This is a genomic window from Clostridium chauvoei (assembly GCF_002327185.1).
Lineage (GTDB): Bacteria > Bacillota > Clostridia > Clostridiales > Clostridiaceae > Clostridium > Clostridium chauvoei.
In genome coordinates this window covers 449,752-463,021 of sequence record NZ_CP018624.1, presented here as the reverse complement: position 1 = coordinate 463,021, position 13,270 = coordinate 449,752, and the positions used below count along the sequence as shown (strand labels likewise).

Sequence of the window (13,270 nt, the reverse complement as noted above, 5' to 3'; positions counted from 1 at the left end):
TTAAAAGTGCGTTTTTTAATTAATGTTTCCATTTATTTATTAAATCATTATAATATATTTCCGTCTCATCTTTACTTTTTCCATTAATAAAAAGATTTTTATCTTTAAGTTTAATTACTATATACGGTGGATTTTTAGAATATATATATAACAATGAATTTCCATAATCATCTATATTATAATGACCTAAACTATATCTATCAGTTCCAATCCCATTAGTTTTAATACCTTTATTTATATTATCTACTTTAGTTATATCCTGAATATCTTCAATATTAAAAGTTGTTCCATATATAGGTGCAGATATTTTAACTAAATTATTATTAATTGTTAAAGTAATTTTACTAAAATCAAATATAAAAAACATAAATATTAAAATAACAGATATAAGTATTCCAAACACATATGATCCATAAGTCATTATTTTCCCCTTTTTAGTCGCCATATTATAAGTCATACCATAACCTACTCGCTTTTCTACCATAGTTCTATAATCATTAGGATTGTTATATTCACCATTTTTCCAATACTCATCATTATCTACATATATTGGATTTTCAGAAGTTCTAATTAATCTATTCTTTTCTACTCGTATCTTATCATTAATAAAATATACACCTAATAATATTATTAATACAGGTATGATAACAACTAAACTAAATAATAAGATATTTATTTCCCCTAATATTGTTAATAAAAATATTAATAAATAACTTATACTTTGAATAGTTGCAGCTATAATAAATCCTAAAGTCCAGGTTCTTTTATATATTGTATTACAAGCTAAATTCACCTTAGAATCTTCACTAAAAACTTCTGTACTTTTTTTAGAATATATTCTATGCAATATAATGAAAATTACAGTAGTTATAATAGATGTCAATGATATAACAATATCAGGAGTTCCTAGTATTTTTCTATTAATTAAAGAAAAACCTATAGGCATAATTGAAATAATTATACTTGGAATAAACCATAACCATGAAATTGGCATTTTATCTTTCATTCTTGAAACTTCAGTGTCTATAGTTAATAAATATTTCTTTGATATAAACCAGTTATTCTTTCTTTTTAACTCTTTAAGTTTATAATTGTATTTTAAAAATACCCTATTACTACCATATATTATTACTAACACCCATAAAAATAAATATAAAAATTGAAATGAAATATATGACATAAATAATATAGGAAGAAGAACTACAAAACTTAAAGTAGTAAATTTAATATTTTCATTTTTATAATCTAGTATAATTTTTAATACTTTTTTATTTTTAATTCCTTCAAAAGGCATTGTTACTCCAAGTAAAATATTATTATTGTTTTTAGCAGCTGATTGATTATTAATATAAAATGAAATTAACAAAATTGCTCCTGTAAATAATAAAATTATTCTCATATAGAATACTACCACCCTTCTTTTTCAATAACTTTTAAACCTTCCATATTTCCAAATATCTCTTTACACATCTTAATAAAATCCTCATATCCAATACCTCGAAGCCCTGACTCTACAATTATAAGTTCAAGCTCTTGTTCCATTTTCTCTTTAAATCCTTGACTCATGTCTAAATTAGTATTTATTTTTGCTCCATGTCTTCTATCTATTTCTATATATCCTTCATTCCTCAAAATATTATATGCCTTATTTACAGTCATAGTATTTATTCCAATATCTTCTGCTAATTGTCTTACTGTGGGAAGCCCCTGTCCAGCAACTAACTCCCCTCTTCCTATTCCCATAACAATTTCATTACGTAATTGAACGTAAATTGGAACAGTACTAGTCATATCTAAATTTATCAACATAAATTTCACCTTCTATTTGTATTGTTTGTATTATTTATTATAATACAAACAATACAAATTGTAAATAACCCCCTATATGTATATATAAAAAAATAAGCATCACCATTTAAATAGTAATGCTTATAATATTAAACTAAATTATCATTTTTCAATAAATTAAATAATGTTGGGTTTAAATTAAATTCTTTCATTAAAGTAGTAACTTCTGTTAAGGATTTAGATCTCTTATCTTTAGATATATTAGCTTTAGATGCTCTAATTAATATATTTTTAGGAGAGTGGGCTATATCTATAAATTCTAGTAATTGTGTTTTATACCCTAATACTTCTAACAAATTAGCTCTTACAGAATCTGTCATAAGTGCAGAAATTCTCTCTTGTACTATTCCATACTTCGTTAATATAGATAAATCCTCTGTTTTTATCTGTGAATTAAATTCATGTTGACAACAAGGAACTGAGAAGATCATTTTACTATTCCACTTTATTGCATTATATAAAGCATAATCAGTTGCAGTATCACAAGCATGTAATGTAATTACCATATCAACTTTATTGTTATATTTAAATCCATTTATATCTCCTAATTCAAAATGTAGATTCTCATACTTATATCTTTTAGCTATTTCATTACATTTTTTAATTACATATTCTTTAAGATCTAATCCTATCATTTTAACATTAATTTTTTTAATTTCTACAAAGTAATAATAAAGTACAAAAGTTAAGTAAGATTTTCCACAACCAAAATCTAATATCGTAAGTTCTTTATAATCATTCTTTTTAATTTCATCATCGATAATTTCAACAAATCTATTTATTTGCTTATATTTATCATACTTTGAATTAATAACTTTTCCCTCTTTTGTAAAAACACCTAAATCTATAAGAGGTTCTATTATCATCCCTTCTTTAAGTATATAATTTTTTTCTTTATTATGTCCCTTATTAACAAGCTTTATATTACTACTTCTTTTCTTTCCTAAATGAACTTTCCCTTTTTTAGATATTTTTAAATCAAATGTTGTTTCTTTTGACCAAGCTCCTACTTGCTTATAATTAGATGATACATATTTTACAAGCTTTTTTTCTAATTCATTTACTTCAATATTTTCATGAAAAACTTGTTTATCAGTATACTTTTCAACTTGATAATAATTTTTCTTTTTAGAGTTTTCTTTTAATGTAAAATTTATTTTATTATATTCAACATCCTTATTCATTTTATTACTAACTACTATTTTTATTATATTATCTTCTATAATTTCATGAATTGCTTTTTTTAAATCTTCCATATTTAACACACCTTATATTTTTTAATTTTTTATATGATAACATTATTATATATGTCAAATCAATTAATTAAAATACTTTAGTAGATTTATAAAATAAAAAGATTATTGGATTTTTCCAATAACCATTTTATTACTTAATTTATATTTATATATTTTTCTATTCCACTAGCTATTGCTTTTCCTAGTTTTTCTTGATATAAAGGGTCAATTAATTTATTAAAAGAAACTTCATTGTCAACATAACCTACTTCTACTAATACAGAAGGACAATGTTCTTCTAAAATAACAGTATAATAATCCCACTTTGTTCCCCTATTATACTTATCTTCATTTCCTCCAAATAAATCATTTTTATAAACGCTTAATATTTCTTTATTTATTTGTAGTGCTAATGCTTTTGAAAATGGCTTATTATAATAAACTTCATTTGCATTAAACTCTCCAGAACCTCCTGAATTATTATGAATTGATATAAATAAATCTGCATCCATTTTTGCTGCTTCTTCTGGTCTCTCTCCTAAACTATAAAATTTATTACTAGTATCTAAAATAACTACTGTAGCTCCCTTTTCTACTAATTCATTTTTAACTTGCTCTGCTATTTTTACATTTATGTCGTGTTCATTTATATTATTAAAACCTAATGCACCTGGATCATTTATTCCATTTTCAATTAATCCATGTCCTGAATCTATAACAACCTTTAAATCTTTTATTGATTTAACTTTTTTTCTAAATTTAATTATTAAATTTCCTTCGTCATCATAATTAGCTAGATGTCCATAATATCCATCTTTATTTTTAAAACTTAATTTTAAAGTTGGTTTTTCTCCTTTAACTAATTCCGCATCTTTAAATATTTCATTATTATTAAATTTAATTTTATCAGTTATTAAAATACTATTATTAAATTCAATTGATATATTATCAAAATTAATATTTTTCACACCATAATTTGAAGTATTTTTATTGTCATAATCTATTCCATTTACTTTTAATATATATGATGCTTTTTCACTTTCTTTAACTTTAACTGAAACATATTTTTCATCTTCGGTTATTTCAATCTTAGATATATTATTTTCTATATTATTATTTTCTTTAATTACTTCTAAGTCTTGCTCTTTAACTCTTAACCCTGAAGATAAATTATAATACTTTTTATTATCTACAATAATAGTTGAAGTTGCACAATCTATCGTTCCTTTTGGTAATGAACCAATATTATTTAGTGGTATATATGATATATTTTTTATATCATATATTTTTTATATCATATAATTTCGCTGAATAATTTTTTACTTTTATCTTTTTATTAATTTTATTTTTATTACCATTTACAATAAGTTCTCCACCAACTTTTTCTTGAACAGCTCCTTCAGCTTCTCCAACAAACTTTATTTTTCCTAAATTTAAATCTTCTTCTGTGTTAGGTATTTTATAAATCCCTTCAAATCTTGCATATGAAGTATCTTTAGCATCTATTTCTTCATCTGTCTCAACCTGCTTTAATCTAACTTTTTCACCATTTATCATCGCATAAGCTTTAGATCCGCTATAAAGCTTTGCTTCAATAATAGCTTCTGTGTCACTATCTACTACCATCTTTTCAGAAGGTATAGTTGACTCTATAATTTGAAAATTTCTATTAATATTGTATGTTATAACTTTTTCTCCATTAGAAATAACAAAAGAATTATTTCCAACATTTAATGGCTTAATAACTGTAAAGTTTCCTGTAAAATATAAATCTACATCTTCTCCATTAATTGTTAAAGGCAACTTTGGATCCGCCATTCCTGTGAAGGTTATTTCCTTTTCATTACTTGTAATATTATAGTTATTATTAGATGGTCTTATAACTTCTATGTCATTTTCTATAGGTTTTATAATTATCTTACTATCCTTAATTAATGGTATTTCTTTATTTTCATCACCTATATTTTCAGTAAATAATTCTTTTGATTTTTTATTAGAACTATATCTCCCTCCACTTACCACTCCTATTACTAATATTATCAATATAAATATAGATAAATTTCTTTTTTGTTTCTTCCTCATTAGTTCCCCCTTATATATCCTTATATATTATTGATTACTTTATAATTATCGATTTTTCTTTATGTTTTTTAATCATTTTGCTTTTAATAAAAAAGGATACAATAATCTTTACTATTATTGTATCCTCAGATATTTATTTTAAATCTAATTTATTCCTCATTACCCATTCATCTAATTCCTTTTCATTTGTAACTTCAAAAATCTCATCAATAATTTTTCCATCTTCTAAATAATACATTGATGGAGTTGAATTAAACTTTGGAAATATTGAATTTATTTTTTCACGATTATTTTGTATTTCTTCATCTGAAGTCCCCTCATTATCTAAAATAACTTCATTAATTTTAATATTATGATTTTCTAAATAAGGATTTACTATCTTTTTTAAATTTATGCAATCTTTACATGTTGATTGAGTAAAAAGCAATATAATCTCATCTTCCGTCTTAGATTTTTCTATTGCATCATCTAATGAAATTTCAATTATTTTTCCAGGGGCTGTATCCCTTTTATAGCTCTGACATCCTACAAATAGAATAGCTACTAATATAATTACTAAAATATTAATTTGCTTTTTCATCCTTTATACCACCATTCTTGTTTATAAGTATTAGAACACAAGATGTGATAATAAATCACATCTTGCATCTACATTTTATACTTTTGATTACTTCTTTCTTCTTTTAATTATTCCTAATCCTAATATTGAAGACAATAATCCAAATACTCCTACAGCAGTTGATGGTATCCCCCCTGTATTTGGTAAATCTGTTCCATTATTACCCTTACCTCCACCTGTGGTTGAATTTTGATTGTTATTTGTATTTCCACCTGCTGAGATTTTCTTTAAAGAATTCATAGATTCCTTTAATAATTTTACTGCATCATCAATATCCTTTTGAGTTGATTCTTTATTTTCAAATACCTTAATAGCATTATTTAAAGCATCCTTAAATTTATTCCAAGTTTCCTTAGTATACTCTGGTTGCTTTAACTTATTAGCATCACTAATAAGTTTTTCTAATTTAGTTTTATCAATTTCTACTGGAAGATCTGTATCATCCTTTTCAATTAAATTCTTAATTGAATCCTCTAATATTGATATCGCCTCGTTAACTTGATCTTGTGTAACTGATAAATCTGCTAATATTTGTTTTGCTGATTCAAGAGCTTTCTTAAATATTTCAAAACTAGCTGGTGTATAATCATTTTCCACTAATTTTTCAGCATCCTTTATTATATTGTTTAATTCTAATTTATCAGCACGTTTAACTAATTGATTCATTTTATTTTGAAGCTTTGCTTTAGAATCTTCTAAAGTTTTACTATCAACATCATCTCTTTCTAATAATGATTGAAGTTCAGCTTTCGCATTTATAAATTCTAGGTATGAAATTGGAGTGTATTCCTCTTCAACCTTTGAACTTGCTTCTTCTAAAACTTTATTAATATCTGTAATATCAAAAAGTCCTTCTATTGAAATAGTAATAGCTTTATTTGCTGCTGAAAAATCATCTTCTGTTGAAGCATCACTTGCTAATATAGCTTCAGCATTCTCTATTGCTACTGCTAAAACCTTTAATGTTGCTTTAGAATATTTGTTAGCCTCTGATAAGAATACTTTTCCCTCTTCTATTTTAACCTTTAATTCATCTTTATTAGTACGAGGTGATAAGCCTTCTCTAGCTGATTTTAATGTATCTTTTACATTGTTTATTTCTTTTTGAGTTGCATCTTCTCCTAATACTTTAGCAGAATTATATGCATCCTCAAATACCTTCCAAGAAGATATTGAATATTTATCTTTTGCATTTTCTTCATTCATTATTTTTTCTGCCTCTATAATTTCTGTATCTAACTCGTCTCTATTAGCTATAACTGTAATTGTTGCTGTAGCTTTTATACCATTTGGAATTGCAGCCGTAATTGTTGCTTTACCAACTTCAATTGCCGTAACATTACCATTTTCATCTACAGCCGCAATACTTTCATCACTTGAACTCCATATAATATTATCATTACTCTCTACTGGATTTAATTTAGCTATTAGCTTTTCTGATGTATTAGCTTTAAGACTTAATGACTCCTTATTTAAAGTAATAGATTCTGCTGCTACTGGTGCACTTTGTCCATAGAATCTTAACTCTGCAACACTAGCATATTTATTAGGAGTTCCTCCTAATGTTTTAAGAGCTGTAAACTTAACGTATTTAGCCTTTACAGTATTAAATCGAATTGGATTGTATCCTCTATCAAGTAATCCAGTTCCATTACTTGATTCTTTTAAAGTTCCAGTTCTAGCTTCTGTCCAATTTTCATTATCTAAACTGGTTTCAACTCTATATTCAGTAATATGTCCATTAATGCTATTTTGTCTTGGCATATAATCTATTTGATTTAAGGTATAGGCTTTATCTAATTCAACAGTAATAGAAACTGGTAAAGTATCTGCTGCTTGGTAACTTGAATGCCAAATTGTATTTTCATCACCATCTATGGCATTTTCTTTAAAGTCTCTATCTGCTTCACTTGTAGCATCTATAGCAGTTAATTTGTTAAAATCTATTATATCTTCTTCTACTGTATCACGCTCTTTTAATCCATTTATAGCTGTTCTTAATGAAATAATTGCAGCACTAAGTTCTGATTCTGTTTTTGCACTTTCTAATAGGTTTTCTGCATTTTCTATTGCTTTAACTAAAACTGAATAAGTTTCTTGTGTATAAATTTCACTTAAACTTGCATATGATTTAGCTTTTTCAATAGTTTCAATTAATAATGTCTTATCTAAACCATCTGTTACTATTATTTCTTTTTTATCATTTAATTTTCCATCTGCTGTTGTAGCTGTAATTGTTGCCACTCCAGGATTAACTCCCTTTAAATAATAATTTATAGTATTATCACTATCCACACGTATTACTTTTATAATTTCTTCATTACTTGAAGTAATTCTATAATTTAAGTTATTTGAATTATCCGGCAATACATTTGCAGATATAGGAACTAATTTATTAGGATATATTTGTGATTGAGTATCTTCTGCAAATTTAATTTCTGTTGGATCTACGCCTTTTTTCTCATAGAATTCAATTTCATTTATAGCTAATGTATGAATATCCTTATTGGATTCTAACGCTGTAATTACTATCTTATCAAACTGTTGATTATTTAATTCATATTTAGTTTGTGATGTTGTAATATTAGCTTTTTCTCCTAAATCAGTCTCTACTCCATTTAAATAACCTATAGCTTTTACTTTTTTAAGAGCTGATATATTATTACTTCCTTTAGAATTTATACGATTGTATATAATAAAATTATCAAAGGTCTTTGGTTCATTGAATTGGAATGTCATTTTAAATGGAAGAGTACCTTTATCTACTTGGTCTGCATTATATATCCACTTTAAATCCATACGTGAGCTATCATCACTGCTTGTTGTTCCATCTATTAACTTATTTAATCCCATACCTTGTTGTAATTGTGATTCATCTCCAATTACAGTTATGCTTTCTTTAGTAATCTTACTTATTGATTCTGCTCCCTCTGGTAGTGGAGCCTCTGGATCAGTTATCTTTCCAATTGCAGCTTTAGAATTTAAGTTACTATCTACTATTAATGCATGTGTCATTTCCATGTCAAAGCTAATATCCTTTTTAGCTTTTAATGTAACTCTAGCAATTGTTTCAGTTCCACTAACTTTAACATTATCTCCAACATTTGTAAATGTCACGTAGATATGTTGTGAGTTATCACTGTGTAATCTAAGTTTAGATAAATTACTCATACTAGCTGTAGAAACTGTTGCTTCTGGAGTTCCAACTAACTCGTATTTATTTGGATCTAATGGAATTTCAGCACTAAATGCATTCATATCTGATAGTCCAGTTCCTACTACATCAATTGTAAAAGTTTCATTTGCCAAAATTTCACTTTTACTTGGTATTAACATTATTTCTCCAGAAACTTTTCCCCCTTCAGTAGGAACAATTCCCCCCTGTAGCTTACTAGCTACATATGAAATATCATATGAATCAATAATCTTATTTAAATTTAAATCAGCCATTGAAACATAATCCCAATCAGCATCTACAGATGATAAACCATTATAATTTTCAAGGAAAGTTAAATCTCCTTCCTCGATAGTACCACCATTATTCCAATCCCCAACAACTTGTCCATTAGTTCCATCTACTTTATATGGACGAAATTCTCTCATAGCAATAAAGTTTCCTATAGATTCCTTTGTTACAATTTTAAAGTAACGTGCTTTTATTGGCTTTTTAAATTCTATAGCTTTCACTGTACCATCTGTAGTCCATGCTGGGTTTTCTGAATCTGATGCATTACTAAATACTTTTTCATAAGTAATACCATCTAAACTACTATAAATTTCAGCACGTTTTACAGAACCATTTCCATTAGCTCTAAATAATAAATCTAATTTTTCAATTTGATAAGCTTTTTTCATATCAAAAATAACTGGTTTATCAATAGCATTTCCAGCTGAGTGGAATTGTGTAGTATCATTACCATCTATAGCATTATTCGGCTCTTCACTACCATAATGACCCTCTGTCCAATTTATAGTCATATCCTTTGGTACATTACGATGTGGATCTAAAGCTGTTCTAACTATTATTTTTTCACTCCACTTAGAATAACCATCATTATTTACTGCACGAACACGGTAACTATACTCTGTATCAAAGTTTAATTCCGTATCTATATATGAATTTATATTAATATTTTTAAATATTACACCATCAATTTCAACATCATATGATGTTGCTCCTTCAACATTGTCCCATTCTAGTTTAATAGATTCTGGTGTTATTTCTTCTTCTGGAGCTCTAAAATTTAAAGGACTATTTAAACTAGTATTTTCCTCGTTTTTTGCAATTTCTTGTGTATTTACAAAATCATTTATTGTTAATTTAACTTTATTTTGTTTTACATTAGTCTTTTCTGTCTTTACATATAATTTAGGCGTAGTAATAATTTCTACCTTTTCAAATTCTGAACCTGCGGTTGCATATTTATTAAGATTTGGACTTTTATCATAGAAATATACATTTGTCCCATTTTCAAATTCTTCCATTGTATTAACTTCTGTTAATGAAATATTATTATTACCTATCTCTAAAGATAAATCTGTTGGTTTTTCACTGACATTTACTATAAATTCTGTTGTTCTTTCTGTAACAATACCTTCATAATTACCCTTTAATGCTTCTGCTGTTATTATAGCTTTTCCTTTGCCTGTCTTAGGAGCTGATGAAGTAATCATGGTTGTTGCTGACTTTCCTGATGTATAATCTGTAGTTAAGCCATCATCTTCATATATTTCAAAGCTTGTTTCTCCACTAGGATACACTTCTAATATACGTTGTGAATCGTCTATATACTCAGGGCTATTATTTTCATTACTCATAGGAATAATAGCTCCATTTTTAACAAATACAGGAACTTTCCACATTGGAGCATCAAAATTATTTAATACTCCCCCACCTCTATATTGATTACCTGTGAAATAATCAATCCAAATTTGCTCTTCATCTGGAAGATATATTCCATTACGTATATCATTTCCTTGTGCATCTGCTGATGTATTTTCATATATTGGCGCTACCAATAAATTAGGTCCCCACATATATTGATATTGAGTGTCTGTTCCATAAGTATATGGATTTGCATCTTCTAACATCATGGCTCTTACCATTGGCATACCAGTATTACTAGCTTCATTTGCGATACTATAATTATATGGCATCATTTCTGCTTTTAATTTTAAATACATACGATTAATAGAAGTATATGGTTCCCCAAATACATATGGATTCTTCGCATTACTTCCCCAACCGTCCATATCTATTTTTATTGGAGTAAATGTTTTCCATTGAAAATCTCTAGTTTGTATTAAATTATTTCCTCCAAAAATTCCATCCATATCCGACCCTACATTTGGTTGACCTGATAATCCAGATCCAATATACGTTGGAATGTGGAAACGAATATACTCCCAATTACCACCATATTGATCTCCTGACCACAAACCAGCATAACGTTGAGTTCCTGCCCATCCATCTAAAGATACAATAAATGGTCTAGCATTATCCTTTGAATTATTTATTATTCCTTCTGCTGCTTGTCTTACTGAATTAAGAGCAAACGAATAACCTGCTCCTACCCAAGCAACATCAGTTTTTACTCCATTAGTTCCAGCTACTCCAACTTCCTTATCTATATCACGCTCTAAATAAACTTCACCATTACCTGTAGGTTTTAAATCACTTTGTGTCCATAATCCCGTTTGTATTCCCTTTGATCTAGAATAATCTACAAACTCTTTTAAATTATTAATATTTCCGTCTATTGTATTTTCACGCCCATATCCACATCCATACCCATCATTAGGTAAAAACCATCCTATCGGTGTATCATTTTCAACATGCTCATCTATAACTTTTTTCGCATCTACCATTAAGGATTCTTGACGATCAAAGCCTGGTCTTTGAGTCTGAGACTCTTGTCCTGTTTCATCATTAATCCAATCACGAGAATAACAATTTGCATGACCTAAATAAAATCCATACTCTGGTAACAATATTGGCTTACCTGTTAATTCAGTAAATTCATTTATTATATTTATTGGATTTTCATCTATAAAATAATATGCATCAAAACGCTTTTCTTCATGAGTTGTAATAACTTTATTTTTTCATTTGATGAAAATGCATATTGTCCTGGCTTAAAAGTATGACGCATTACACCATATCCATTAGTTGAAAAGTAAAATGGTGTTGGACTAGATACACCTCCATCTACCCAATTATTTTCATTTCTAATATTTATTGTCTTTCCTTTATGAGAGAAGCGTCCATTTTGTTGCCCTCCACCATAAAAATATTCATCATTATTTGTTTCTAAAGTTTGAACTGTTTCATTTGATTTATATTTTAACGGTTCTGCTTCCTTCCAAATTACTTTATTTAACGCTTTGTTAAATAGCTCCATTTTACCAGTGGCTTTTTCTATCCTTAGCTCAATTAATTCAGTAGAAATTTTAATTATATCTCCGTCTTCTACCTTAGGTGAAACCTTTTGATACTCATCCTCTTGTTTATAGATAATCTTTGTAATATGGTCTTTTCCATTAGGTGTAGGTTCTTCTTGAAATTCTCCTGTAGGGTCCATATATATACGGAATATCCCCTCTTCTAAAAATGATACTCTGACTTTTTCCCCCGTTGTCATTTTTAGTGTAACTTTGTTTCTTGATTTTTTATAACTTTCAACTCCACCAATTTGGTTATAACCATTTACGTTATAACTATCTTCCAAGCTAGAATTTTCGTCCAAATTTGCAATTAAATTATATGCATATAATGTAGTTGGCTGTAATAAAAAATTTGATGTAAAGACAGTACTTAAAGTCAACATTCCAATTTTTAGCATTAATTCCTTGCATTTCATTCTCTCTCCTCCCTAAATTAATCATTTTTGTAGCTATTTAACATAATATACTGTTATTCATATATAATTTTATACATAGTTAAATATTATGTCAATTAATTCCATATTATATTTTTTATGTAAATTAAATATCTCTTATATAAGTTTTTTAGTATTTTAATTTAAAATTAAAATATACTCTATTCGTTTATATTTTATAAATTATGCTGTTAGTATTGAAATTAATTATCATTATTTTTTAATAACTATAGATTTTTATCTCAATATATATTATGATTATTATAAATAAATTTTAAAATAAAGGCGGTAAACATATGACAATTTATGCAATTACATATCATTTAAAGGAAGATTCCCATTCATGTGGTTGTGGAGATGATCATCATCATCATCACGATACTCGTGATGACTATTCTATTACAGGAAATATAAAGGCTTTAGGTGCATGGGCACACATTATGCCTACTAGTTTTCTAGTTAAAACTGATTTAAGTGCTGAAGATATTTTAGCGAAGCTTAAAGAATTTATTGAAGAAAAAGATTTACTTTTTGTTACTGAAGTAACTAAAGATAATGTATCATCTTTAACTCCAGGTGTAGTTGAATGGATAAATAGCTAAAAAAAA

The 13,270-nt window shown here is 27.0% G+C and carries 9 protein-coding genes; 1 reads left to right on the top strand and 8 read right to left on the bottom strand.

The annotated features are described in order from the left end of the window. Positions 1 to 19: 19 nt before the first annotated feature. The 8 genes from BTM21_RS02130 to BTM21_RS13905 all read right to left on the bottom strand — a co-directional run bounded on the left by BTM21_RS02130 (position 20) and on the right by BTM21_RS13905 (position 12,644). Positions 20 to 1,399 (bottom strand): PH domain-containing protein, encoded by a 1,380-nt coding sequence (locus tag BTM21_RS02130; RefSeq protein ID WP_021876369.1) that lies wholly within the window; start codon positions 1,397 to 1,399, stop codon positions 20 to 22. Positions 1,400 to 1,407: 8 nt separating this feature from the next. Then, a complete protein-coding gene (locus tag BTM21_RS02125; RefSeq protein ID WP_079481560.1) occupies positions 1,408 to 1,809 on the bottom strand; it encodes a GntR family transcriptional regulator in 402 nt (133 codons plus the stop codon). A 128-nt stretch (positions 1,810 to 1,937) separates the two neighbouring features. Further along, positions 1,938 to 3,104 (bottom strand): class I SAM-dependent methyltransferase, encoded by a 1,167-nt coding sequence (locus BTM21_RS02120; RefSeq protein WP_079481561.1) that lies wholly within the window; start codon positions 3,102 to 3,104, stop codon positions 1,938 to 1,940. 134 nt (positions 3,105 to 3,238) lie between these two features. Further along, a complete protein-coding gene (locus tag BTM21_RS02115) occupies positions 3,239 to 4,051 on the bottom strand; it encodes an N-acetylmuramoyl-L-alanine amidase family protein (RefSeq protein ID WP_021876373.1) in 813 nt (270 codons plus the stop codon). A 310-nt stretch (positions 4,052 to 4,361) separates the two neighbouring features. Continuing rightward, a complete protein-coding gene (locus BTM21_RS02110) occupies positions 4,362 to 5,165 on the bottom strand; it encodes a hypothetical protein (protein WP_079481563.1) in 804 nt (267 codons plus the stop codon). 133 nt (positions 5,166 to 5,298) lie between these two features. Beyond that, on the bottom strand, positions 5,299 to 5,745 hold the full coding sequence (locus tag BTM21_RS02105; protein WP_021876375.1) for a thioredoxin domain-containing protein: 447 nt from the start codon (positions 5,743 to 5,745) through the stop codon (positions 5,299 to 5,301). A gap of 87 nt (positions 5,746 to 5,832) precedes the next feature. Next, entirely contained in the window at positions 5,833 to 11,775 is a 5,943-nt protein-coding gene (locus tag BTM21_RS02100) for a discoidin domain-containing protein (protein ID WP_242969957.1), read from the bottom strand. Between the two features lie 56 nt (positions 11,776 to 11,831). Then, positions 11,832 to 12,644, bottom strand: coding sequence for an alpha-glucosidase domain-containing protein (locus BTM21_RS13905; RefSeq protein WP_242969956.1), 813 nt, complete (start codon positions 12,642 to 12,644; stop codon positions 11,832 to 11,834). Between the two features lie 314 nt (positions 12,645 to 12,958). Between BTM21_RS13905 and BTM21_RS02095 the strand changes: the two genes are divergently transcribed. Then, complete coding sequence (locus tag BTM21_RS02095; protein WP_021876377.1) at positions 12,959 to 13,264, top strand: hypothetical protein; 306 nt, start codon at positions 12,959 to 12,961, stop codon at positions 13,262 to 13,264. Positions 13,265 to 13,270 lie beyond the last annotated feature (6 nt).

Bases quoted from the DNA above. Each gene is read 5' to 3' on its own strand.
- BTM21_RS02130 (WP_021876369.1), bottom strand. From the start codon at position 1,399: ATGAGAATAATTTTATTATTTACAGGAGCAATTTTGTTAATTTCATTT.
- BTM21_RS02125 (WP_079481560.1), bottom strand. From the start codon at position 1,809: ATGTTGATAAATTTAGATATGACTAGTACTGTTCCAATTTACGTTCAA.
- BTM21_RS02120 (WP_079481561.1), bottom strand. From the start codon at position 3,104: ATGGAAGATTTAAAAAAAGCAATTCATGAAATTATAGAAGATAATATA.
- BTM21_RS02110 (WP_079481563.1), bottom strand. From the start codon at position 5,165: ATGAGGAAGAAACAAAAAAGAAATTTATCTATATTTATATTGATAATA.
- BTM21_RS02105 (WP_021876375.1), bottom strand. From the start codon at position 5,745: ATGAAAAAGCAAATTAATATTTTAGTAATTATATTAGTAGCTATTCTA.
- BTM21_RS13905 (WP_242969956.1), bottom strand. From the start codon at position 12,644: ATGAAATGCAAGGAATTAATGCTAAAAATTGGAATGTTGACTTTAAGT.
- BTM21_RS02095 (WP_021876377.1), top strand. From the start codon at position 12,959: ATGACAATTTATGCAATTACATATCATTTAAAGGAAGATTCCCATTCA.